This is a genomic window from Arthrobacter sp. MYb221 (assembly GCF_002979835.1).
Classification (GTDB): domain Bacteria; phylum Actinomycetota; class Actinomycetes; order Actinomycetales; family Micrococcaceae; genus Glutamicibacter.
The window spans coordinates 164303-187309 of record NZ_PCPW01000005.1; the positions used below are offsets into that span (position 1 = coordinate 164303).

Sequence of the window (23007 nt, forward strand, 5' to 3'; positions counted from 1 at the left end):
CCTTCAACCATCTACCTCCAATGGCGCTGGCGCCAAGCTGCCACGCCCCACGGCGCGAATTTCACGGCTAACTCTGCGCAGCCGGCTGCGCGGCAGAGTCCAGCGGATGCTGCAGCTCGTCGCGCGCAAACTTCCCGGCCCGCCAGGCGAGCAGCCCGAAGAGCGGCGAGGCCACCCCGGCAATGATGAAGATTGCTTGCAGGCTCATCAGCTGGCTCAGCGGCCCGGCGACCGCCATGGATAGCGGCATCAGCGCCAAGGAGACGAAGAAGTCCAGGCTGGAGATGCGTCCCAGCAGGTGCTTCGGCACGCGTCGCTGCAGCAGGGTACCCCAGATGACCATGCCCACGGCATCGGTGATTCCGAAGAGCAATAGAATCGCGAAAAGCATCCAAGCGGCATCCACGTATCCCACCAGAGCCAAGGGCAGGGTGCCCAGGCACCAGCAGGCGGTCATCACGCTCAGATAGCGCCGCGGGAATTTCGACGAAGCGATGAGCAGCGAACCGATCGCCGAACCAGCGCCGAAGAAGGCCAGGGTGTACCCGAAGAGTTTCGCGTCCCCGCCAAGGTTGTCGCTGACGATAAATGGCAGCAGCACCTCAAATGGTCCGATGAAGGTGAATACCGAGATGACCGAAAAGATCAGGGTCCAGCGCAACCAGCCGGTGCGCAGGGTGTAGCCCACGCCCTCGCGCAGCTGACGCAGCACGCCGGGTGCAGCGGCCTGCGGATCGGCATGGCCCGGAGCATCGTATTCCTTGCGGTGGGCTATGGTGCGCAGGACAAAGATCGCGATCAGATGGCAGATGGCGATCCCCGCGATGGCGTGCGCCGGGGAGACCGCGGCCACGAGGAAGCCGGCAACCATGGGGCCAATGGCGGTATGGACCACCGGGCGCACGGTGCCTTCCAATCCGTTGGCGGCCAGCAGGTCTTCGGGTGGAAGCATTCGTGGCAGCAGCGCCGAATAGGCCGGGTAGAAGAACGCGGAACCCGCCCCGGCGAGAAAGCCGGTCACGATCAGATGCCACAACTCGATGACGCCGGTGAGTGCCAGCACCGTGGTGGCGCTCATGATAAGCAGCGAAAGCAGCTGAACGAAAATTACGATTCTCCGGCAGGAGTACCTGTCCGCCAGGATGCCGCCGAGCAAAACCAGGGCGAGCAGCCCCACGCTGCTGGCCGTGGCCACCATGGACAGCTCCATCGGTCCGCCGCCCAGGCGGCGCACCTGGTAGACCATCGCCACCGCCCACATGCCCGCGGCAAAGGTGGAAATGATTAGGGAACTGGCTAGCAGCGCATAATCCCGGTGGGCGAATGGCTTGACTAGACGCAGCACCGAGTCTTGCAATCTGCTCATGGGTGCTCCTGCATAAACGTGCGTAAGACCAATCATCCAGCCACTGATTGAATTTTGTCAATCAGTAAATTCGGGTGCACGCAAAAGCCCCGTGCCGCACCCTTGACGGGTGCTGCACGGGGCTAAGCAGAGAAGCTTTGACTACTCGGAGTCGTGGTCAATTTCCAGCAGCGTTACCAGCTGCTCCAGGGAGGCCTCGGCCCCTTCGCCTTCGGCGCGCAACACGACCTTGGTGCCGTATTCGGCTCCCAGCCCCATCAGCGAGAGGATGCTCGAGGCATCCAGCGCGTCCTCGGCAGGTTCTCCTTCCAAGGCGATGGTGACCTCGACCGGAAGCTCACCGGCGGCTTCGGCGAAGATTGCAGCCGGACGGGCATGCAGGCCAACCCGGCTTCCAATGATTGCTGTACGTTCTGCCATGATGGCTCCTTTTGATCGGTGGTATTCGTAAGCTTAAAGTACTTAGGTCTTCGGTTACAGTCCGAAACGGTCGAGTTCGGGCAGCTGCGCGCGCACCAGAGCGCGAGCCTCTTCCGCCGAGGCCGCCCGCAGGGCGAGGCGTGCCAAATCCTGCGCGGCCGCCAGGTCCACGGTGCGAAGCACTGCAGCAACCGGAGCGAGCGCACGCTTATTCATCGACAGCGTGCTGACTCCCAGGCCTACCAGCACCACCGCGAGCGCGGGATCTGCCGCGGCTTCACCGCACACGCCTACCGGTTTGGCCCCGGCGCCTTGCGCCCCGGCGCAGGTGGCCGCGACCATGTGCAGCACCGCAGGCTGCCAGGGGTCGTTGAGTTCCGCCAGCGAACCCAGCTGCCGGTCGGCGGCCATGGTGTACTGCGTCAGGTCGTTGGTTCCGATGGAGACGAAATCGCAGCGTTCCAGGATCCGCTCGGCCAACAGCGCGGCCGAGGGCACCTCGATCATCACCCCGGCGGTGGGCAGCTCCGCCTCGGCGACCAGCGCCGCGAAATCCTGTGCCTCGGCGGGCGTGGAAATCATTGGGGCCATGGTCCAGACCTCGGCCTGGTGGGCGGCGGCCGCCTCGGAGATCGCGGTGAGCTGGCGGGCCAGCACGCCGGGACTGGTGGTATCGGTGCGGTAGCCGCGCACCCCGAGGGCCGGGTTCGGCTCGCTGGCATCGGTGAGGAATGGCAATGGCTTGTCGGCGCCGGCATCCAACGTGCGCACCACGACCTTCTGCCGCGCGAACGCCGCGAAGACCGCACCGTAGGCCGCGACCTGCTCCTCGTGGGAAGGTTCCTTTTCGCGTCCCAGGAAGCAGAACTCGGTACGCAGCAGGCCCACGCCTTCGGCTCCGGCCGCGGCGGCCGCCTGCGCGTCCTCGCCGCTTCCGACGTTGGCCAGCAGCGGGACGCGGTGCCCGTCGGCCAGCACGCCGCTGCCGTCAAAGTCCGGCAACTGCTCGCGGTTGGCGTAGGTGCGCGCGATGGCGACCTCGACCTCGGTGGGGTTGCGCACCACCAGCCCGTCGATGCCGTCCACATACACCCGGTCCGCATCATGCAGCGCGGTGGTCTCGCTCGCCGCGACGATGGCAGGCAAGCCCAGGGAGCGGGCGATGATCGCGGTGTGGGACTGCGGTCCGCCGTCGCTGGTGACCAGCGCCAAGACCTTGGCCGGATCCAGGGTGGCGGTATCCGCCGGGGCCAGGTCCACCGCAACGAGCACAAAGGGCTCGTCCGAATCGGGGATTCCCGGGGCGGGGACCCCGCGCAGCTGGGCCACGATGCGCGCCCGCACATCCAGCACGTCGCCGGCGCGTTCGGCCATGTAGCCGCCGAGCGCCGCAAGCTGGGTGGCCACCGCGTCGGCGGCTTCCCAGAGCGCGGATTCGGCGCAGGTGCCCGAGGCGACAAGCTTCGTCGCAGACTTCAGCAGGCTGCGGTCGCTGGCCATCAGCGCGGTGGCCTTGAGCACCGCCTGCGCGTCTCCGGTGGCATGCACAGCGCGTTCCTTCAGCTGGGCCGCGACCGCCGCGGTGGCCTCGGCCAGGCGGGCGGTTTCGCTCTCCACGCTGGCCCCCGGGGCAAACGGGGCGCCGTCGGCCGGGGCGCTGATCGGATCGGGCATGCGCCGCACGGTGCCGATGACCCGGCCCGCGCTGACCCCGACGCCGGAGAACTTTTCTACGCTGTGGGTGCTCATGCGCCGACCTTCGCATTCTCTACGCCCGGCGTCGCGGACTTGCGGACGAATTTCTTCAAGATGATCACCAGCGCCGCGGAGACCAGCGTGCCGATGAGCGTTGCCAGCAAGAACATCGGCCAGGTGTTGTTCATCGCGAAGAAGACGAAGGCTCCGCCGTGCGGTGCCTGGCTGACCACATCAAAGGTCATGATCAGCGAACCGGTGACCCCGGCGCCGACCATCGAGGCCGGGATGACGCGCAGCGGATCCGCCGCGGCGAAGGGGATTGCCCCTTCCGAGATGAACGCGGCACCGAGCAGCCAGGCCGCCTTGCCGTTCTCGCGTTCGGCCCCGGTGAAGAGCCTCGGGGAGACCGCGGTGGCCAGCGCCATGGCCAGTGGTGGAACCATGCCCGCGGCCATAACCGCCGCCATGATCATCAGCGGTGCCGGGTTATCGGTAATCGAGCCGGCTCCCAGCCCTGCCACGGCGAAGGAGTAAGCGACCTTGTTGACCGGTCCGCCCAGATCCACCGCCATCATCAGGCCGAGAATCAGTCCAAGAATTGCCGCGGCGGTGCCCGACATGCCCGAAAGCCATGAGTTCAAGGCTTCGGTGAGTTTTGCGATCGGGCCGCCAAGGAAGAGGATCATCAGCCCCGAGGCGATGATCGAGCCCAGCAGCGGCACGATCACCACCGGCATCAGGCCGCGCAGCCAGCGCGGAACGTTCCACGAGCTAATCCAGCGTGCCGCGAGTCCGGCAATCAGGCCGCCGACGATACCGCCGAGGAAGCCGGCTCCCATGAACCCGGCCACCGCACCGGCGGTGAAACCGGGGGCGATGCCCGGACGGTCGGCGTAGGCGTAGGCGATGTAGCCGGCCAGCGCCGGCACCAGGAAGCCCATGGACAACCCGCCGATCTTGAAGGCGACCGCGCCGAGGAAGGCCAGGAGCCCCTCGTTCGGCAGATTGAACAGCGTAGTTTCCGCCAGGTACTGATCGGCCACGTCGGTGATGTCGTAACCGCCGAGCAGGAAGCCCAAGGCGATCAGCAAGCCGCCGCCGGCGACAAACGGGATCATGTAGGAGACGCCGGTGAGCAGTGCACGCTTCAGGTCGGCGCCGAAGCCTTGCTTGCCGCCGCCCTGTTCGGATTCCGCGGCGGCGGTGCCGGCGGGAACCTTGCGCGCGTTGGGGTCGGTGGCCGCGGCGATGGCATCCTGCAGGAGCTTTTCCGGCTCGTCGATGCCGCGTTTGACGGGAACCTGGATCACCGGCTTGCCGGCGAAACGCGAGCGGTCACGCACATCGACGTCTACCGCGAAGATCACCGCGTCGGCGGCTTCGATCACCGCCGGGTCCAAGGCGGTTGAGCCGGAGGAGCCCTGGGTTTCCACGGCGAAGTCGATGCCGAGCTCCGCGGCGCTTTGCGCCAGCGAGTCGGCCGCCATATAGGTGTGCGCAATGCCTGTGGGGCAGGCGGTGACCGCAACGATCTTGGAGGCCTTCGCGGTAGCAGCCGGCGCTTCGGGCTGCTCGGCAGGTGCGGCGGCCGCCGCGGCGGGCGCCGTGGGGCTATCGGAGATCACCGCGGAAACCAGTGCGACGATTTCCTCGTCGCTCTTGGCTTCACGCAGGGCGCCGGTGAAGGTCTTCTTGACCAGCGCGCGGGCCAATTTGGAGAGCAGCTTCAAATGATCCTTGTCGGCGCCTTCCGGGGCGGCGATGAAGAAGATCAGATCCGCGGGGCCGTCCTTGGCACCGAAGTCCACCGGAGTGGCCAGGCGCGCCATGGCCAGGGTCGGGATGGTTACTGCCGCCGAACGGCAGTGCGGGATCGCGATGCCGCCGGGGACGCCGGTTGCCGTTTTGGCTTCTCTGGCCAGCGCATGCTCGGCCAAAGCCGAGGCGTCGGTGGCGCGGGAGGCCTGGGCCACCAGATTTGCCAGATGGTTGATGACCTCGGTGGTCGAGGTGCCCAAGTGCGCGTCGAGGGTGACGAGCTGGGTGGTGATCAGGTCGCTCATAGCTATGATCCTTGCCTTGGGGTGAGTGCGAGAACGGTGACGGCGTCCACGGTGAGATCGGATGGTGCGGGAATGGTTGAGCCGGGAAGCGATGCCGCCGCTGCGCCGTAGGCGATGGCGGAGCCAAGGCACTGATCCGGTGCTGCCCCGGAGGTAGCCGCTAGCAGATAGCCTGCCAGCGAAGAGTCTCCGGCGCCCACGGTGCTGCGGGCGGTGATCGGTTGGTGCCAGCCATGCCAGGCGCCCTGGCCCGTTGCCAGCACGGCGCCGTGCGCTCCGAGGGTGGCAAGCACCGCGCCGGCGCCGCGTTCGAGCAGGGCGCGGCAGGTGCTCGCGGCCAGCTCCGCGTCGGCCTCGAGCTGCTCCTCGGTGAGTTGCGAACCGACCAGTTCGGCCAATTCCTCGGCATTTGGCTTGATCAGATCCGGAACGTGGCCTGGGCCGTGCGCAAAGAGCTGGCGCAGCGGTTCACCGGAGGTGTCCACGGCGATTTTCGGGCAATTCACCCCGAGCGAATCGCGCAGTGCCGCGGTGAGCTGGGCGTAGAAATCTGCGGGTGCGCCCGGGGGCAGCGAGCCGGCCATCACCACCCATTGGGCTCCGGCAGCGGATTCGAGCACCAGCGCGCTCAATGCGCTCAGCGCCTCGGCCGTGAGCACCGGACCCGATTCGTTGATCTTGGTGGTGGTGCCATCCGGGTCGGTGATGGTGACGTTGGTGCGCAAGGGCTCATCGATGGGCAGCGCCTTGAACTCAAGTCCGTCGCCGCGCAGCGCCGCGATCAGGGGGTCATCGGTGGCCCCGGGGAGTAGAGCCAGGGTCTGGGCGCCGGCGATCGCGATCCCCCGGGAAACGTTGACTCCCTTGCCGGCGGCTTGGGTGTGGCTGTTGGCCGCGCGTTGGACGGCTCCGTGCGCCAGCGGATCAAGCAGCTCGATGGTCTTGTCCAAGGCCGGGTTGCAGGTCAGGGTGATTATCATGCGATCACTACCTCTACCTCGGCTAGTTCGAGGGCGCGGGACAGCTTGGCTTCCGGGGCGCAATCGGTGACGATCGTGTCCACCTGGTCCAGCCGCGCGAAGCGGACGAGGGTTTCCTGCTCGAATTTTGATGAGTCCACCAGGAGGACCACTCGGCGGGCGCTGGCGACCAGCGCCGTTTTGACAGCGGCTTCCAATGGGTCCGGGGTGCTCAGCCCGAAGCCGGCATGCAGGCCGTTGGTTCCGATGAAGGCGATGTCTGCGCGGTAGTTGGAGTACTCCTGTGCCGTGCGTGCTCCGCTGCTGGCACCGGTGATTCCGCGAACTCGTCCGCCAATCATTTCCAAGGCAATGTCTGGGCTTTGCACCAGCGCCGTGGCGATCGGCAGCGCGTGGGTGATCACCACGAGCCCCGAACCTGCGTTGGTTTTCACCATGCGTTCGGCGAGAATTTCGGTGGTGGTTCCCGCATCGAGAATGACCGAGGCATCGGAGACCGGGAGCAGGCTCAACGCGCGCTGGGCAATCCGGGCTTTGGCTTCGGCGTGGATGGCCGTGCGTGCCACGTAGCTTTCCTCGCGGGTGCTCGCCTCGCTGGCCGCGACCGCACCGCCGTGCACGCGGCGCAAGAGGTTCTCTGATTCCATCTGGGCCAGATCGCGGCGGACAGTTTCGGCGGTGATCTCGAAGCGCTGGGCCAGCTGAGCGACGGTTACTTTCCCGGCGCTCGCCAGCTGATCCGTGATTAGCCGGTGTCTTTCCTCGGCAAACATCTGCGCCTCCATGAAGTCATGACCTACAACACATGAATCTGTGTTTCCATGACTTTATGCCCGTTTGTGTGGGGTAGTCAAGATGAAATCCAAAAATATTGTGGATTAATCTTTGATTGCGTGGGGTTTTCTGTTCAAAAGACAAAAATCGGTGGGACCCCTCCGCAGAGGGATCCCACCGATTGAGGTATTAAGCCGAGGTCTACGCCAGTATCTGGCGTTTGGAAGAAATGACTCCGGTGTTGAATCCGGCCAGGCGCAAGCCGCCGTGGAAGCGTGCATGCTCAATCTTGACGCAACGATCCATGACCACGTTCAAGCCCGCCGCCTCGCCGCGTGCGGCGACTTCCTCATGCCAGGAGCCAAGCTGCAGCCACAGCGTTTTCGCGCCCACCGCCATGGCCTCATCCAGTACGCCGGGAAGGTCATCGTGCTTTCGGAAGACCTCAACCAGATCCGGGGTCTCCGGCAGGTCTGCCAGCGACTTGTAGACCGGCTGGCCCAGAATCTCGTCGAGCACCGGGTTGATGAAGTACACCGTGTACTTCGAGGAGGACAGCAGGTAGGTGGCGACGAAGTAGCTCGCACGCGAGGGCTTGTTCGAGGCGCCAACGATGGCGATGACCTTTGTATCGCGCAGGATCTGCAGGCGTTCGGCCGCGCCGGGCGCCTGCCAGGTGCGTTCTTCGATGCTCATTAGTTCGCTCCCTTCGAAGCGGCTGGCACGGCGCAGGCGGCGCCGTCATAGGTGGGAGTGTCGAGCTGTTCGGCCGCGGCCTGTGCCTGCGAGGCGCTCAGCGCCTGGTCAAGGTCCCAGATGATGTCTTCGACGTCCTCCAGGCCTACCGACAAGCGGATCAGGTCCTCCGGAACGCCGGCGGCAATCATCTGCTCGGCGCTCAGCTGCTGGTGCGTGGTGGAGCCCGGGTGCAGCACCAGGGTGCGCGCATCTCCGATATTCGCCAGGTGGCTGGCAAGTTGCAATGCCTCGATGAACTTGGTGCCCGCCGCGCGTCCACCCTTCACGCCGAAGCTGAAGACCGAACCGACGCCCAGGGGCAGCAATTCGGTGGCCCGCTCATGCTGGGGGTGGGATTCCAGGCCCGCGTAGTTCACATAGCTGACGCGGTCATCGGCTTCGAGCCACGCGGCGATCTGCTTCGCGTTGGCCAGGTGGTTGTCCATGCGCTGCGGCAGCGTCTCCAGGCCTTGCAGCAGCTGGAAGGCCGACTGGGCCGGCAGCGAGGGACCGAAATCGCGGAGCTGTTCGCTGCGCAGCTTGGTCAGGAAGCCGTACTCGCCGAAGTTATCCCACCAGGACACGTTGCCGTAGCTCGGCACCGGTTCGGTCATGGTGGGGAACTTGCCGTTGCCCCAGTTGAAGGTGCCGGCCTCGATGACCACGCCGCCCAAGGTGGTGCCGTGCCCGCCGATGAACTTGGTAGCCGAGTGGATCACGATGTCCGCGCCGTGCTCGATAGGGCGCAGCAGGTACGGCGGGGTCAGCGTGGAGTCGACCACCAGCGGCAGGTTGTGCCGGTGCGCCACCTCGGCCAGGCCCTTTAGGTCTGCAATGTCGCCGGAGGGGTTCGCCACGATCTCGGTGTAGACGGCCTTGGTGTTTTCCTGGATGGCAGCCTCGAAGTCGGCCGCCTCGTTGGAATCGACGAAGGTGGTGTTGATGCCGAAGCGGCGCAGGGAGACGTCCAGCTGGGTGATGGTGCCGCCGTAGAGCTTGGAGGAGGCCACAATGTGGTCTCCGGCCTGTGCCAGCGCCGCGAAGGTGACGAACTCGGCTGCCATGCCGGAGCCGGTGGCTACCGCGCCGATGCCGCCTTCGAGGGAGGCCATGCGTTCCTCGAAAGCCGCCACGGTGGGATTGCCGATGCGCGAATAGATGTTGCCGTATTTCTGCAGGGCGAAAAGGTTCGCCGCATCATCGGTGTCTTTGAAGACGAATGAGGTGCTCTGGTAGATCGGCACGGCGCGTGCGCCATGCTCGGCGTCGGGGGTGCCGCCCGCGTGTAGCGCGCGGGTGCGGAATCCAAACTTGTGGTCGGCCATGGTGGCTTACGACTCCTTGTCGACTGGGTCTTCGGCAGGAATCCCGGATCAATGTCGCTTAACCCCTGGGATTCAGTGGAAAGCAGCTCCATCGGTTCTGGCGGTAGCACCTGATCCACCGGCTGTGGCAGGTTGCTGCGGCGTCATCAAACCAGATCTCTCGGCCGCTCGGGATGGTAAGTAATAGTCTGTCAACATGTCCCGGGATGACCCAACAATGAGTCCTAAGGTTGCGAAGGTTAAGGCGCAGGCCGATTCGGGTGCGGTTGCGCGATTACCCTATGCTCGAATTATGGACACCGCGCTAGCACTGGTACGACACGGGCAGACCGACTGGAATCTTGCGGGTCGGCTTCAGGGCCGCACCGACATCGAGCTGAACGAGACCGGTCGTGAACAGGCGCGCGCGGCCGGGCGAGCGCTCATGGGGGACGGCTGGGATCTGGTGCTCGCCTCCCCGCTGTCCCGCGCCCAGGAGACCGCCGCGCTCATCGCCGCCGAACTCGGCGTCGACACCGGTGCCCCGGTTGCTCAGGCGGTTGAACGAGGCTTCGGTCCGCTCGAAGGGCGGGTCATGATCGAAGTGACCGAGCGGGAAGCGGCTGCGCTGGCGGGACAAGCCGAGAGCCGTGAACTGGTGCTGCAGCGGATGCTGCTCGCGTTGACCGAGCTGGTTCAGGCAAACCCCGGCCGACGCATGCTGGTGGTCAGCCACGGCGCCGCCATGCGCATCACCCGCGACGCGCTCGCCGGGACCCGAGCCGAGCGGGGCGTTGAAAATGGCGAAGTCATTCCGGTCAACCTTGACCGGCTCGCCGAGCTCGTCCAGGAACACGATCTTGCCGGCGCCCGCTAAGCTCGTTTTCCACCCAACTCCGCGCAACCTGGCGCTGCCTGGAGCCGCAACCGAGCCAGCCTGGATTAAAACGGACGCATGCACGGAAAACGCCGGATGCACCAAGCGGTTCCTCCCGGTTCTCTGCCCGGTACCGGGCCGGCGCTGCTCCACCACCGCCAGGCTACTGCGGAGAATCTCGATTAAAGAAAAACCTCACAAAACCTCACAAAACATCGCGGCGGTACGTTTACATGGTGACAGCACCGAATCAGGAGCAGCATGAAACAACCATTTGAACGCATCGTCCAGGCCCACGGGCTGAGCGTCCTTCGGGTTTGCCGCGCCCTGCTCGATGAACACCGCGCACAGGATGCCTGGTCCGAAACGTTTCTCTCCGCGCTGAAGGCGTACCCGGAGCTGGATGAGGAGGCGAATGTCCAAGCGTGGCTGGTGCGCATCGCCCACCGCAGGGCCATCGATGAACTCCGCCGGCACAAGCCGGAACTCAGCCAAGCCGAGGTCGAGCCGCCCAAACGCGTATCGACCGAAACCAGCGCGGAGGACCACGTGGCAAACCTGGAGCTGTGGCAGGCGGTGAAGCTGCTGCCCGAAAAGCAACGGCTGGTCGTGGCCTACCGTTATCTGGGTGGGCTCAGCTATGCCCAAATCGCTGAGATTCTCTCCGGCAGCGCGGATGCTGCCCGGCGTGCTTCAGCCGACGGAATCAAGAACCTGCGCACCCACCTGTCGCAGGATCAACTGCCAGGAGGCGACCGATGAACACGCAAACTCCAGACTCCAACCCGACCTCATCCGAGGCACAGCTGCTGGGTGAGCTCCATACGCGCCTGGAGCGCAGCGCGGGGGAGCGGCAGTTGATCGATATCGCCTATCGGGTAGTCGATTCGCCTATCGGACGGCTGCTCATGGCCTGCACGGAGGTGGGGCTGGTTCGGGTCGCCTTCGAAAGCGAGGGGCATGAATCGATCCTCGACATCCTGTCCGACAAAGTGGGTGCGCGGATCTTGCGCGCGCCAGCAAAATTGGACAATGCCGCCTGGCAGCTCGAAGAGTACTTTGCCGGGGAACGGCAGGAATTCGAAGTGCCCTTGGACCTGCGCCTCTCGACCGAATTCCGCAGGCAAGTCCAGCTGGAACTGAGCCAGATAGGCTACGGCGAAACCTGGAGCTATGCCCGGATGGCCGAAAGGCTCGGCAAGCCCAAGGCGGTGCGCGCGGTTGGATCGGCATGCGCCACCAATCCGCTGCCCATCGTCCTGCCCTGCCACCGAGTCCTGCGCACCGATGGTTCGCTCGGCGGCTATCTGGGTGGGCTGCAGACCAAGACCTACCTGCTCCGGATGGAAAATCCGGATCGTTCAGAGGACGCCCCGGTCCTTTTCTAGCCCGAGCCCCGGAGACGGGCCGCACGGGCCTAGGAGTGGTGCTGGTCGTCGGCCGCAGTCGCCGTGGCTGACGGGGCAGGCGCTGCAGCCGGCAAGCGGCATGGCGCCCCGCGCAGTGAAGAGCATCGGCGTGGTGGGGTACGCGACCCCACCCTTCAGTTCCGACGGTGCGGTGCTCGGGTGAGTGATTGACAAGTCAGTAACACGAGGAACTATTCAGCAGCGAACCCCGCTGCAAAACGCCTTCACCTCGGGGCCGGGCAACAGGTTTTCTATGGCTGTTCTGGCCCCGCACTAGTGGCGTATTCCAAACGCTGCCTGCCCGGTTCATGTTAGTGTTGAAGCATGTCCTTTTTGGTTTCGTCCCACGTGCAGCGGTTGATCGCTGCCGTGTTCCCGAACTCAAAATTGCTGACCAAACGGGCTAGCGGCACTAACGGGTGGATGAGTTCCTGGGGAACCAACGCCCATGGCGAAATCGCCGGCTGTCCACCACCGCGCTCCTAATCTGCGCGGCTCTCTACTCTCTTTCTTGATCGGTGGATTCCGCGCGCCTTCGCGCCCGCATTCCACTTCTGAGAAAGACACCTTACTTTGTCGCACCCTTCTTCCGACGTTATCCGTCAAGCACCCCATTCCATCTGGCGTGGAATCCACCAAACATTAAAGCAAGACTCGGTCGGCGGCTTGTTGCTGCTGTGCGCAACGGTTGCTGCCCTGATCCTTGCCAATTCCCCTGCCGCGTCCTGGTATGAGGATCTGCGGAACTTCACCTTCGGCCCCGAGGCACTGCACCTGAATCTTTCGGTAGGCACGTGGGCAGCCGACGGGCTGCTGGCAATCTTCTTCTTCGTGGTCGGCCTGGAATTGAAGGAAGAGTTCGTTGTCGGCAAGCTTCGCAACCCGCGCACCGCATTGGTCCCCATCGCTGCCGCAGTCGGCGGCGTAGCCCTGCCGGCGCTGTTCTACGCGTGGGTGATCACCAGCTCCGGGAGCGACGCGATCAACGGCTGGGCGATTCCTGCCGCCACCGATATTGCCTTCGCGGTCGCGGTTATCGCAGTAGTCGGAAAGTTCCTCCCACCGGCGCTCCGCACGTTCTTGCTGACCCTGGCGGTAGTTGACGACCTCTTGGCGATTTCGATCATCGCGATCTTCTACACCGACGATCTAGCGTGGCTGCCGCTGGCGCTGGCCGTGATTCCGCTGTTGGTGTTTGCGCTCGCCGTGCAGCGCGGCGTGCGTGCGTGGTGGATCCTGATGCCGCTAGGTATCGCGGTGTGGGCGCTGGTGCACGCTTCGGGTATCCACGCGACCGTGGCCGGGGTGCTGCTAGGTTTCATGGTCCCGGTGGTCGCGACGTCGCGGGCGCGAGTGAAGATCGGCACGACCAAAGAGGGCCAACCCGTATATGACGGGTTGGCGGCGCATTTTGCGGACCGCTGGAGCGTACCCTCATCGGTGATCGCCATCCCCGTGTTCGCGTTCTTCGCCGCGGGCGTGGCCGTGGGAGGGCTGTCGGGGCTCACCGAGTCACTGCTCAGCCCGGTGGCCATAGGCATCATTGCCGGCCTGGTGCTGGGTAAATCCATTGGCATCACCGCCTCCACCTTCCTGGTCACGAGGATTCCGGGGATCACGCTGGACCGGTCGATCAAGTGGGTGGACGTGCTCGGGATGGCCTTCGTCGCCGGAATCGGCTTCACGGTCTCGCTGCTGGTTGGTGAACTTGCCTTTGGCGCAGACGGTGCCGAAGCGCAGTATGTCAAGGTCGGGGTGCTGTGCGGCTCGCTGCTTGCCGCCGTGATTGGTGCCCTGATCCTCGCAGTGCGTAACCGGAAGTACCGCGCAGACTCATCTTCTTCGGCATAACGTCGAAGGCTATTGCCCCGGAGCCTGCCTGTGGTTCAAAAATTAGGTCCTGCAAGGGCCCACGTAGTAGAAAGCAGTTGATCTGATGCCTGATATTTCTTCTCTGCATGCCGACCGAAACCTGGCCTTGGAGCTGGTGCGGGCGACCGAAGCGGCGGCAATTGCCGCTGGCCCGTGGGTGGGGGCGGGGGACAAGCTGCGCGCAGACGGGGCCGCCGTGGACGCGATGCGTTCGCTGCTTTCCTCGGTGCGTTTCGACGGGACCGTGGTGATCGGCGAGGGCGAAAAAGACCAGGCACCCATGTTGTTCAACGGTGAACGCGTGGGCACCGGTGAGGGCGCGAAATGCGATGTGGCAGTCGACCCGATCGATGGCACCCGGCTGACCGCCATGGGCCTCGAAAATGCACTGTCCGTGCTGGCCGTCGCCGATGCCGGGTCGATGCTCGATGCCTCTTCGGTGTTCTATATGGAGAAGTTGGTGACCGGCCCCGAAGCCGCGGAATACGTGGATTTGCGGTTGCCGGTGAAGGAAAACCTGCGGTTGATCGCGAAGACAAAGTCAGTCGATATTCGCCAGTTGACGGTGAGCGTACTCGATCGTGAACGGCACCAGAATCTGGTTCAAGAAATTCATGCGGCTGGCGCTCGGACCAAGGCACTGGTCGACGGTGATGTGGCAGCGGCGATCGCGGCGGTGCGTGAAGGATCCGGCATCGACGCGTTGATGGGCGTTGGCGGCTCTCCGGAAGGAGTGATCACCGCGTGCGCCATCAAGGCCCTCGGCGGGGTTATCCAGGGACGGATGCATCCAACCAGCGACGAAGAGCGCGAACGCGGCCTGGCTGCGGGCCTGGATATGGATAAGGTGTATTCCACCGGTGACTTGGTCCGCAGCGACAACTGTTATTTCGCGGCCACGGGCATCACCGACGGTGACTTGCTGCAGGGGCTGCGGACCGGGCCGCGGACTATTCACACACAATCGATCGTGATGCGCTCGAAATCCCGAACGGTTCGCGTGATCGATGCGGAGCATTCAACCAGCAAATGGGCGTAGCGGCTAAGCCCCAATAACCAGGGCAGCACGGTCATGCGCAATGGCGTGGCTGCGTCGCAGCAAACCAACGATTTGGAAGCGTTCCCTCGAGGCCCATTCGAGAACAATGGCCGCCACCCCGCAAGGGGTGGCGGCCATCGTCATGAGGCTAGAAACTACTTATTGCGCAGTTCGAAGCGGTCGGCATCCATGAGCTTGGCCCATGCTGCGGCGAAGTCCTTGGCGAACTTCTCCTTGGCATCGTCCGCGGCGTAAACCTCGGCCAGCGCACGCAGCTCGGAGTTCGAGCCGAAGACCAGATCAACGCGGCTGCCAATCCAGCGGCCGTCGGTGGTCGAGTAGGTCTTCTCCTCGGCGTCCGGGGTCCACTCGAGACCCAGCTCCAACAAGTTCGCGAAGAAGTCGTTGGTCAACGCGCCCGGGGTATCGGTGAAGACACCGGTGTTCGAACCGTCCCAGTTGTTGCCCAGTACGCGCAGGCCGCCAAGGAGCACGGTCGTCTCCGGGGCGGTCAAGCCCAGCAGGTTGGCGCGGTCCAGCAGCAGGTACTCGGAAGGCAGCTGCAGGAAGCCCGAATCGTAGTTGCGGAAGCCGTCGGCTACCGGCTCCAGCCAGGCGAACTGCTCCACGTCGGTCTGCTCCTGGGTTGCGTCAACGCGCCCCGGAGTGAACGGAACGCTTAGCTGCTGGCCGGCGGCCAGCGCTGCCTGCTCGACACCTACGTTGCCGGCCAAAACCACAACGTCGGCGAAGGAAGCCTTCACGGCCGAAGTCGCGTTGAATTCGTCAACGATGCTTTCCAGCGCCGCGATGACCGGCTTGAGCTGCTCAGGCTGGTTCACCGTCCAAGAAACCTGTGGTTCCAGACGGATGCGACCGCCGTTGGCGCCGCCACGCTTGTCCGAGGAGCGGAAGCTTGCTGCGGCCTTCCACGCGGTGGAAACCAGCTGCTGAACCGACAGCCCGGATTCGGCGATCAGGGACTTCAACGCGGCGATCTCGGTGTCACCCAGGGTGACCTCCGGTGCTGCCGGCAAGGGATCCTGCCAGGTGAGGTCCTCTGCCGGAACTTCTGGGCCGAAGTAGCGGGACTTCGGGCCCATGTCGCGGTGGGTCAGCTTGAACCAGGCGCGGCCGAAGGCATCGGCGAACTTCTCCTGGTTGTTCTTGAACTCCTCGGAGATCGGACCGTAGATCGGGTCGAAGCGCAGCGCCAGGTCACTGGTCAGCATGCGTGGTTCGCGGCGTGCGGCTGCGTTGTGGGCCATTGGCACCATGTCGTCGCCTGCCCCGTCCTTCGGGCGCCACTGCTGCGCGCCGGCCTCGGAGTAGAACAGCTCCCACTCGTAGGCGAAGAGGATGTGGAAGAACTCGTTGTCCCAACGGGTTGGGTGGTAGGTCCAAGTGACTTCCAAGCCCGAGCCGATGGTGTCATCGCCGTGTCCGGTGCCGTGGGTGGACTTCCAGCCCAGTCCCTGCATCTCCAGCGGAGCCGACTCCGGGTCTTCGCCCTTGTGGGATTCGGCGCTGGCGCCGTGGGTCTTGCCGAAGGTGTGGCCGCCGGCGATCAGCGCGACGGTTTCCTCGTCGTCCATGCCCATGCGGCGGAAGGTTTCGCGGATATCGATGGCCGAGGCCAATGGATCTGCCACGCCATCTGGACCCTCTGGGTTTACGTAGATCAGGCCCATCTGGACTGCTGCCAGCGGTGCCTCCAGATTGCGTGCGCCGGTGTAGCGTTCGCTTTCCAGCCAGACCTTTTCCGGGCCCCAGTAAATGTCGTCGTCAGCTTCCCAAACGTCTTTGCGGCCGCCGGCGAAACCGAAGGTTTCGAAGCCCATGTCTTCAAGGGCCACGTTGCCGGTCAGCACGATCAGGTCTGCCCAGGACAGCGACTGGCCATACTTCTTCTTCACTGGCCATAGCAGGCGACGTGCCTTGTCCAGGTTCACGTTATCCGGCCAGGAGTTCAATGGCGCGAAACGCTGCTGACCGGCGCCTGCACCACCGCGGCCGTCATGCGAGCGGTAGGTGCCCGCCGCGTGCCACGCCATGCGGATGAAGAACGGACCGTAGTGACCGAAGTCAGCTGGCCACCAGTCGTAGGACTTGGTCATCAGCTCGGCAATATCGGCCTTGACGGCAGCAAGATCCAGCGCCTCGAAGGCAGCGATGTAATCGAAGTCGGGATCCAGCGGGTTGGTGGCTTCCTGGTTCTTCGAAAGAATCTTCAGGTTGAGCTTATTTGGCCACCATTCGGTATTCGCATGACCCTGGGTAGGGTGAACGCGTCCGGCTCCTACTACTGGGCACTGACCTGCAGTCGTTTCTGACATGTAGTCTTCCTTCCGATAAGGGATTGGTTTGGTACTCCGTCTCCGTGCGCCGTTGGCCCGCGGAGACGAAAATTAGTTCCTTGCGGTACTTCTTTTCAGACAGTTCCCGTAGCCGGCTGCGCTGTCTTGGCTTGTTGGCAGTCCGGGCAGAGTCCCCAATAGATGACCTCTGCCTCGTCGATGCTGAAACCGTGGTGATCCGAGGCATGCAAGCAAGGTGCGGCTCCGACGGCGCAGTCCACGTCTGCCAGCGTTCCGCAATTGCGGCACACCACATGATGGTGGTTGTCCCCTACGCGGGTTTCGTACCGGGCGATATGCCCGTGGGGCTGAATTTGGCGGAGCAGTCCAAGGTTCGTGAGAAGCTTCAGCGAATCGTAGACCGCCTGGTGGGATACCAGCGGGTGTTCTTGGCGCACTGCCTCGATAATGGTTTCGGTATCCGCGTGGGGATGAGCTGTCACCGCGGCGAGCACCGCGACGCGCGGTCGGGTGACCCGCATCGATGCTTCGCGCAGCACCTTCTCGATTCCCTCGGATGTTGTCATGGTACTAGCTTGCCCTATTTATTTTGAATGAGTCAAGATAATTACTCGTGTCTTTTCGCTCCGCTGAAAATTCGTGGTCAGAAGCGGTTAAACGAATCTGGCCGACCTTCGCAATTGCGGATGAAGGTCGGCCAGATTCATTGGCGGCTAGGGACGAGCGCGGCAGATCTCGTTGAGCCGGGCAATGCATGGTTCATTTTGCAAGCTGGTGGTGTCCCCGAGCTTGGTGCCCTCGAAGAGCTGGGTCAGCAGGCGGCGCATGATTTTGCCCGAGCGGGTCTTGGGCACATCGGGGACCAGGACGATATCGCGTGGTTTGGCGATCGGTCCGATCTGCGTGGTGACGGTTGCGCGCAGCTCGGCGATGAACTGCTGCTGGCGGGCGAGCGTCTGCGCATCGGGTTGCGCCGCAACCAGCGAGGCATCCAGCGGCACCACGAACGCGGTAGCCGCATGCCCGGTCTGCTGATCCGGGGTCGGGCAGACTCCCGCCTCGACCACGCCTGGGTGGGTGACCAGTGCTGATTCGATCTCGATGGTGGACAGCCGGTGCCCGGAAATATTGATCACGTCATCGGTGCGTCCCAGGATGTAGATATCCCCATCCTCATCGAAACGCGCGCCATCCCCGGCCAGGAACCAGCCCTGCGCGGCGTACTGCTCCCAGTAGCTGGTGTAGTAGCGTTCCGGGTTTCCCCAGACCGTGCGGGCCATGGACGGGCCGGTCTGGGTGATCACGATATTTCCCTGCTCGTTGGGCCCCACGCGGCCGCCGGCGGCGTCCACGATGTCCACCGAAACGCCGGGCAGCGCCCGCGAAGCGCAGCCGGGCTTGAAGTGCTCGTCGGTAGGCAGCGGGGAGAGGACTGTCGCGCCGGACTCGGACTGCCACCAGGTATCGACCATCGGGATGCCGCCGGGGGTGCCGCGCCCCAGCTGAGCGCGCAGCCAGCGCCACGCCTCGGGGTTGACCGCCTCGCCCACGGTGCCGCCCACCCGAACCGAGGACAGGTCATAGTCGGCGGGAACCCCTTCGGGGAACCAGCCCATCAGCGAACGGACCAGGGTCGGCGCGGTGTAGTAGCTGGTGACCTTGTAGCGTTCGATGATCTCAAAGTGGCGGCCCGGGTGCGGTGCGTTGGGCACGCCCTCGTAGATCACCTGGGTGACGCCGTTGGCCAGCGGGCCGTAGATCTCGTAGGTGTGCGCGGTGACCCAAGCCAGATCTGCGGTGCACCAGTGCACGTCGCCCGCGCGCTGGGATTCGTCGGGGTTGCCGAACAGGAGATTGTGGCTGTACGCGGCCTGGGTCAGGTAACCGCCGGTGGTGTGCACCAGGCCCTTGGGCTGACCGGTGGTTCCGGAGGTGTACATGATGAACAGCGGCGTCTCGGCGTCAAAAGCCTGCGCCGCGTGCTCGGTGGACTGGGTTTCCACCGCCTCGTGCCACCACACGTCGCGTCCGGCGGTCCACGGGATCTCATCCCCGGTCCGGCGGATTACCAGAACCTTTTCGATGCTGTTTTCCCCGGATACCGCAAGGTCTGCGTTGGCCTTGACCGGAACCGAGGTGCCGCGGCGGAACTGGCCGTCGGTGGTGACCAGCAGCTTGGCCTTGGTGTCTTCCACCCGGAACTTCAACGCCTCCGCGGAGAAGCCGCCGAAGACCAGCGAATGGATCGCCCCGATGCGTGCACAGGCCAGGGTGATGACGATGGTTTCGATAAGCACCGGCAGGTAGATGACCACGCGGTCGCCCTTGGCCACGCCGAGCTCCTGCAGGGCGTTCGCCGCCTGGCTGACGCGCTCCTGGAGGTTCCGATAGGTCACCGCGATGCGGTCACCTGGCTCGCCCTCGAAGTAGAGGGCGACCTTTTCACCGTTGCCGGCTGCCACATGGCGGTCGGCGCAATTCACCGCGGCGTTGAGCTTGCCCCCCAGGTACCAGGAGATCTGCGGGCCGCGCTTGGCTTGTGCGTCTGCCGGGATGATCTGGCTGGTGGTGTGCCATGGGGTGTCCCAGTCAAGCAGGTTCGCCGCCTCGTCCCAGAACTCCTGGCGTGCCTCGGCGCTGGAGGGCTGATTTGTACTGGCCAATTCGGTGGTGGTCATTGCGGTCCTTGAAAAGTTTAGGGCGATTAATTTCGAGTCAGCGGAAGGCGCACTGAGCGTGTGGGTGCGCGGTACTTTATGGGAACGCCAAGAAAGTGCAATGTCGCATAGCGAGCCGTTGCGGGCAAGGCGAAATGAAAGCCATGATCATCTCCATCGTTCCTGGCGGTAGCACCGGTCACCGTTTGGTTTATTAACCGTGGGTGGTGGTTGCTGCGGCGTCACAGAGCCAGATCTCTTAGCCGCTCGGGATGGTTACACGACTATTACAGGCCTTCGAACGATTTCAATGCAAATCTTTCGTAACATGATAAATATTCGATAGATGCGTCACATCATCGTGATGTTTCGATTTTTATTTCACTAATCGCGTATTTGGCCGAAAAATCGCTAAACGCTAGGCATTGTGTTCGGCCGCGTTAGGCAAGTGCTGTCCTTGATGCATTTCAATCTCCATCCGTGCACGACGAAATGTGACTAACCGGGTTGAGGACGAAGTAGACCTCAGGCTACAAATGATTACGAACCATCCAGAGCGACCGAGAGATCTGGCTCGTCGACGTCGCAGCAACCACCCACCTAAATATTGGCGCGGGACGGTGCTACAGCCAGGACCGATGGAAAGAATTGAGGACTTTCGATGTCATTTGGCGATCCCGCTGGCGACTTTAATGCGCTCAGCGACCCGTCTATTGCGGGTAGCGCGGTGGAGCTTGACGACCTTCCACAGGAACTTCCTACCCGGCAGCTGCTGAAAATCACCCCGGGCCCCGGCGCTGACGAGCAGTATGAACGGCTTGCCGGCATTTTCCGTCCGGTGTTCGCACAGATCGCCGCCGGTGCAAGGGAACGCGACCGGCAGCGGATCCTGCCTTTCGAACAGGTTGGCTTGCTGAACCGTGAGCGCTTCGGTGCGCTGCGCCTGCCGGTTGCCGACGGCGGCCATGGGGCGCGCTTGAGCGATGTCTTCCGGTTGCTCATCGAATTAGCCGAGGCCGACTCGCATGTGGCTCAGCTATGGCGCGCGCATATTGCCTTCGTGGAAAATGCGGTGCGACTGAAAGATGCGCAGCTCCGTAGCAAATGGGTTGCCCGAATCAGCTCCGGGCAGATCGTGGGCAACGCCTACACCGAGGAAGGCGGCAACGCCCTCGGGTTGCTCAACACCAAGGTCACCGAGGAGGGGTCGCGCTGGCTGGTCAATGGGCGGAAGTTCTATTGCACCGGCACCATCTTCGCCGACTGGACCACCGTAGCGGTGGCGCACCCACAGCTCCCAGGGCGCCAGATCGCGGTAGTTTCCACCCAGCACAGCGGCGTGAAAATCCTCGATGACTGGGATGGTTTCGGCCAACAGCTCACCGGTACCGGCAGCACCGAATTCCACGAAGTTCCGGTGGACACCTTCATGCCGGAGGATCCCACGGATCCGGAAGCCGCGATCTTCCAACTCGTGCTCATGGCGGTACAGGCCGGAATCGGACGGGCGGCACTGAACGACCTGCGCTCCTCCGTGCAGGCGCGTACCCGCAGTTTCAGCACCGGCACCGGAGTTCCGGTGCACCGCGAACCGCAGGTCTTGCAGCTCGTCGGGGAGGTTTCCGCCGAAATCTTCGCCGCGGAGTCCGTGGTCATGGGCGCGGTGCTGGAGGTCGAGTCGGCCATGGCCGACGCGAACCTGAACGCCGAGGAGCGCTTTGCCGTGTGCGAACTGGCGGCAAACCGTGCCCAGACGATCGTGCAGCCGCTGGTCATCGGTGCGACCAGCAAGCTCTTCGACGCGCTGGGTGCATCTTCCACCCGCAATAGCTGCAATATGGACCGCCACTGGCGCAACGCCCGAACCATCGCGACGCACAATCCGGCGATCTACAAGGCGCGCATCGTGGGGGACTACGAGATCAACGGCGTGCAGCCCCAACGGCTGTCCGTCACCGGCACGGTAACCGGAGCAAACCGGTTCGCCGGCAGCTAGGCAACACTCCTCGAACACAGATTTTTAGACTTACCAGATTTCTTCTATGGATAGGGGCACACCAATGAGCGAGAACAAGCGCGAAATCCTTTTTAACGCCTTCGATATGAACTGCGTGGTGCACCAGTCGCCGGGCCTCTGGCGCCACCCGGATGACAAGGCGTCGACCTACAACACCCTTGGCTACTGGACCCACCTGGCCAAGGTGCTGGAAAAGGGCAAATTCGACGGGCTGTTCCTCGCCGACGTGCTGGGCACCTACGACGTCTACAAGGGCACCAACGAGACTCCGCTGCGCAGCGGAGCCCAGGCGCCGGTTAATGACCCGATGATGCTCGTCTCCGCGATGGCCGCGGTCACCGAGAACCTCGGCTTCGGCGTCACCGCCGGCACCGCCTATGAGCACCCTTATGCCTTCGCGCGCCGCCTGGCCACCCTGGACCACCTGACCAATGGCCGTGTCGGCTGGAATGTGGTCACCGGCTACCTGCCGTCGGCGGCCCGAAATATGGGCCAGGAAGACCAGATGGAGCACGACGAGCGCTACAACCACGCCGATGAGTACCTCGAAGTGGTCTACAAGCTGCTCGAAGGTTCGTGGGAAGAGGACGCGGTGCAGAACAACAAGGAATCCGGCGTCTACACCGACCATTCCAAAGTGCACCCGATCAATCACGAGGGCAAGTACTTCAAGGTTCCAGGCATCGCGATTACCGAGCCTTCCACCCAGCGTACCCCGGTGATTTACCAGGCCGGCGCCTCCAAGCGCGGGACCGAATTCGCCGCGTCGAACGCCGAAGCGATCTTCGTGAATTGCCCAACGCGAGATTTGCTCAAGGAAGCGGTCGCCAAAATTCGCGACGCTGCCGAAGCCGCCGGACGCGACCGCCACGACATCAAGATCTTCGCCATGCAGACCATCATCACCGGTGAAAGCTCTGAGCTGGCCCAGGCCAAGTTCGAGGACTACAGTTCCTACGTGGATATCGACGGCGCGCTGGCATTGCTTTCCGGTTGGACCGGCATCGACATGTCCGTCTACGGACCAGACGATGTCATCGGCGACGACGTGAAGTCCAACGCCATCCAGTCCTCGGTGGAAACCTTCAAGAAGGCCAGCGGGGATGACGGAAAGCCATGGACCATCCGCCAGTTGGCCGAATGGATCGGCGTGGGCGGATTCGGCCCGGTCTCCGTCGGTTCGGGTGCCGAGGTAGCCGAGAAACTCATCGACTGGGTGGACTACACCGACGTAGATGGCTTCAACCTCGCCTATGCGGTCACTCCAGGCACCTTCGAGGATGTCGTGGAATACGTGGTGCCAGAACTCCAGGCCCGCGGGGTCTACAAGACCGAATACACCGAGGGCTCGCTGCGCCACAAGCTGTTCGGCGCCGGGGACCGCGTGAAGGACACCCACCGCGCAGCCCAGTACAAGATCTCCAACCGATTGGCCACCAAGGCCTAGGTCCTTGTAGATCAAGCAATAGCGCAGA

At 63.8% G+C, this 23007-nt stretch carries 18 protein-coding genes and 3 riboswitches; of the genes, 7 read left to right on the plus strand and 11 right to left on the minus strand.

Annotation, left to right across the window (positions count from 1 at the left end; all coding sequences use genetic code 11):
* Positions 1 to 67 precede the first annotated feature (67 nt).
* The 8 genes from CQ015_RS08415 to CQ015_RS08450 all read right to left on the minus strand — a co-directional run bounded on the left by CQ015_RS08415 (position 68) and on the right by CQ015_RS08450 (position 9364).
* Entirely contained in the window at positions 68 to 1366 is a 1299-nt protein-coding gene (locus tag CQ015_RS08415) for an MFS transporter (RefSeq protein ID WP_105649850.1), read from the minus strand.
* 141 nt (positions 1367 to 1507) lie between these two features.
* Positions 1508 to 1786 (minus strand): HPr family phosphocarrier protein, encoded by a 279-nt coding sequence (locus tag CQ015_RS08420; RefSeq protein ID WP_096285728.1) that lies wholly within the window; start codon positions 1784 to 1786, stop codon positions 1508 to 1510.
* Positions 1787 to 1840: 54 nt separating this feature from the next.
* Positions 1841 to 3535, minus strand: a complete 1695-nt coding sequence (ptsP, locus tag CQ015_RS08425; RefSeq protein ID WP_105649851.1) for a phosphoenolpyruvate--protein phosphotransferase — start codon at positions 3533 to 3535, stop codon at positions 1841 to 1843.
* Positions 3532 to 5547 carry a fructose-specific PTS transporter subunit EIIC gene (locus CQ015_RS08430; RefSeq protein WP_105649852.1) on the minus strand — a complete coding sequence of 672 codons (2016 nt, stop codon included), beginning with the start codon at positions 5545 to 5547 and terminating at the stop codon, positions 3532 to 3534. The genes ptsP and CQ015_RS08430 overlap by 4 nt, the downstream gene beginning before the upstream one ends.
* Before the next feature lie 2 nt (positions 5548 to 5549).
* Positions 5550 to 6527 (minus strand): 1-phosphofructokinase family hexose kinase, encoded by a 978-nt coding sequence (locus CQ015_RS08435; RefSeq protein ID WP_105649853.1) that lies wholly within the window; start codon positions 6525 to 6527, stop codon positions 5550 to 5552.
* Positions 6524 to 7300 carry a DeoR/GlpR family DNA-binding transcription regulator gene (locus CQ015_RS08440; RefSeq protein ID WP_105649915.1) on the minus strand — a complete coding sequence of 259 codons (777 nt, stop codon included), beginning with the start codon at positions 7298 to 7300 and terminating at the stop codon, positions 6524 to 6526. The genes CQ015_RS08435 and CQ015_RS08440 overlap by 4 nt, the downstream gene beginning before the upstream one ends.
* A gap of 202 nt (positions 7301 to 7502) precedes the next feature.
* Positions 7503 to 7997 carry a CoA-binding protein gene (locus tag CQ015_RS08445; RefSeq protein WP_105569780.1) on the minus strand — a complete coding sequence of 165 codons (495 nt, stop codon included), beginning with the start codon at positions 7995 to 7997 and terminating at the stop codon, positions 7503 to 7505.
* Positions 7997 to 9364, minus strand: coding sequence for an O-acetylhomoserine aminocarboxypropyltransferase/cysteine synthase family protein (locus CQ015_RS08450; protein ID WP_105649854.1), 1368 nt, complete (start codon positions 9362 to 9364; stop codon positions 7997 to 7999). The genes CQ015_RS08445 and CQ015_RS08450 overlap by 1 nt, the downstream gene beginning before the upstream one ends.
* Before the next feature lie 85 nt (positions 9365 to 9449).
* Positions 9450 to 9544, minus strand: a riboswitch (SAM riboswitch).
* Positions 9545 to 9581: 37 nt separating this feature from the next.
* Here CQ015_RS08450 and CQ015_RS08455 point away from each other — a divergent pair.
* The 5 genes from CQ015_RS08455 to glpX all read left to right on the plus strand — a co-directional run bounded on the left by CQ015_RS08455 (position 9582) and on the right by glpX (position 14540).
* Entirely contained in the window at positions 9582 to 10220 is a 639-nt protein-coding gene (locus tag CQ015_RS08455; RefSeq protein WP_181148450.1) for a histidine phosphatase family protein, read from the plus strand.
* 261 nt (positions 10221 to 10481) lie between these two features.
* Positions 10482 to 10982 carry an RNA polymerase sigma factor gene (locus tag CQ015_RS08460; protein WP_105569777.1) on the plus strand — a complete coding sequence of 167 codons (501 nt, stop codon included), beginning with the start codon at positions 10482 to 10484 and terminating at the stop codon, positions 10980 to 10982.
* Positions 10979 to 11608, plus strand: a complete 630-nt coding sequence (locus CQ015_RS08465; protein ID WP_105569776.1) for a methylated-DNA--[protein]-cysteine S-methyltransferase — start codon at positions 10979 to 10981, stop codon at positions 11606 to 11608. The genes CQ015_RS08460 and CQ015_RS08465 overlap by 4 nt, the downstream gene beginning before the upstream one ends.
* Positions 11609 to 12202: 594 nt before the next feature.
* A complete protein-coding gene (gene nhaA / locus CQ015_RS08470; protein ID WP_258138096.1) occupies positions 12203 to 13480 on the plus strand; it encodes a Na+/H+ antiporter NhaA in 1278 nt (425 codons plus the stop codon).
* An 85-nt stretch (positions 13481 to 13565) separates the two neighbouring features.
* Positions 13566 to 14540, plus strand: coding sequence for a class II fructose-bisphosphatase (gene glpX, locus CQ015_RS08475; RefSeq protein WP_105649855.1), 975 nt, complete (start codon positions 13566 to 13568; stop codon positions 14538 to 14540).
* A 155-nt stretch (positions 14541 to 14695) separates the two neighbouring features.
* Here the strand turns inward: glpX and katG are convergent, their stop codons facing one another.
* The 3 genes from katG to acs all read right to left on the minus strand — a co-directional run bounded on the left by katG (position 14696) and on the right by acs (position 19536).
* Positions 14696 to 16876 carry a catalase/peroxidase HPI gene (gene katG / locus CQ015_RS08480; protein WP_105649856.1) on the minus strand — a complete coding sequence of 727 codons (2181 nt, stop codon included), beginning with the start codon at positions 16874 to 16876 and terminating at the stop codon, positions 14696 to 14698.
* A 95-nt stretch (positions 16877 to 16971) separates the two neighbouring features.
* The gene (locus CQ015_RS08485) at positions 16972 to 17424 is read right to left on the minus strand and encodes a Fur family transcriptional regulator (RefSeq protein ID WP_105569773.1); all 453 of its coding nucleotides are present in this window, start codon (positions 17422 to 17424) and stop codon (positions 16972 to 16974) included.
* A 147-nt stretch (positions 17425 to 17571) separates the two neighbouring features.
* On the minus strand, positions 17572 to 19536 hold the full coding sequence (gene acs, locus CQ015_RS08490; RefSeq protein WP_105649857.1) for an acetate--CoA ligase: 1965 nt from the start codon (positions 19534 to 19536) through the stop codon (positions 17572 to 17574).
* A 150-nt stretch (positions 19537 to 19686) separates the two neighbouring features.
* Positions 19687 to 19794, minus strand: a riboswitch (SAM riboswitch).
* A gap of 265 nt (positions 19795 to 20059) precedes the next feature.
* Positions 20060 to 20160: riboswitch (SAM riboswitch) on the plus strand.
* Positions 20161 to 20176: 16 nt separating this feature from the next.
* Between acs and CQ015_RS08495 the strand changes: the two genes are divergently transcribed.
* Positions 20177 to 21511 (plus strand): acyl-CoA dehydrogenase, encoded by a 1335-nt coding sequence (locus CQ015_RS08495; RefSeq protein ID WP_105649858.1) that lies wholly within the window; start codon positions 20177 to 20179, stop codon positions 21509 to 21511.
* A gap of 64 nt (positions 21512 to 21575) precedes the next feature.
* Complete coding sequence (locus CQ015_RS08500) at positions 21576 to 22979, plus strand: LLM class flavin-dependent oxidoreductase (protein ID WP_105649859.1); 1404 nt, start codon at positions 21576 to 21578, stop codon at positions 22977 to 22979.
* Positions 22980 to 23007: the final 28 nt, after the last annotated feature.

Coding starts and splice junctions, on each gene's coding strand:
- katG (WP_105649856.1), bottom strand. CDS start 16,876: ATGTCAGAAACGACTGCAGGTCAGTGCCCAGTAGTAGGAGCCGGACGC.
- CQ015_RS08420 (WP_096285728.1), bottom strand. CDS start 1,786: ATGGCAGAACGTACAGCAATCATTGGAAGCCGGGTTGGCCTGCATGCC.
- acs (WP_105649857.1), bottom strand. CDS start 19,536: ATGACCACCACCGAATTGGCCAGTACAAATCAGCCCTCCAGCGCCGAG.
- glpX (WP_105649855.1), top strand. CDS start 13,566: ATGCCTGATATTTCTTCTCTGCATGCCGACCGAAACCTGGCCTTGGAG.
- CQ015_RS08485 (WP_105569773.1), bottom strand. CDS start 17,424: ATGACAACATCCGAGGGAATCGAGAAGGTGCTGCGCGAAGCATCGATG.
- CQ015_RS08495 (WP_105649858.1), top strand. CDS start 20,177: ATGTCATTTGGCGATCCCGCTGGCGACTTTAATGCGCTCAGCGACCCG.
- CQ015_RS08500 (WP_105649859.1), top strand. CDS start 21,576: ATGAGCGAGAACAAGCGCGAAATCCTTTTTAACGCCTTCGATATGAAC.
- CQ015_RS08440 (WP_105649915.1), bottom strand. CDS start 7,300: ATGTTTGCCGAGGAAAGACACCGGCTAATCACGGATCAGCTGGCGAGC.
- CQ015_RS08415 (WP_105649850.1), bottom strand. CDS start 1,366: ATGAGCAGATTGCAAGACTCGGTGCTGCGTCTAGTCAAGCCATTCGCC.
- CQ015_RS08430 (WP_105649852.1), bottom strand. CDS start 5,547: ATGAGCGACCTGATCACCACCCAGCTCGTCACCCTCGACGCGCACTTG.
- CQ015_RS08460 (WP_105569777.1), top strand. CDS start 10,482: ATGAAACAACCATTTGAACGCATCGTCCAGGCCCACGGGCTGAGCGTC.
- CQ015_RS08455 (WP_181148450.1), top strand. CDS start 9,582: ATGAGTCCTAAGGTTGCGAAGGTTAAGGCGCAGGCCGATTCGGGTGCG.
- CQ015_RS08435 (WP_105649853.1), bottom strand. CDS start 6,527: ATGATAATCACCCTGACCTGCAACCCGGCCTTGGACAAGACCATCGAG.
- CQ015_RS08445 (WP_105569780.1), bottom strand. CDS start 7,997: ATGAGCATCGAAGAACGCACCTGGCAGGCGCCCGGCGCGGCCGAACGC.
- CQ015_RS08450 (WP_105649854.1), bottom strand. CDS start 9,364: ATGGCCGACCACAAGTTTGGATTCCGCACCCGCGCGCTACACGCGGGC.
- ptsP (WP_105649851.1), bottom strand. CDS start 3,535: ATGAGCACCCACAGCGTAGAAAAGTTCTCCGGCGTCGGGGTCAGCGCG.
- CQ015_RS08465 (WP_105569776.1), top strand. CDS start 10,979: ATGAACACGCAAACTCCAGACTCCAACCCGACCTCATCCGAGGCACAG.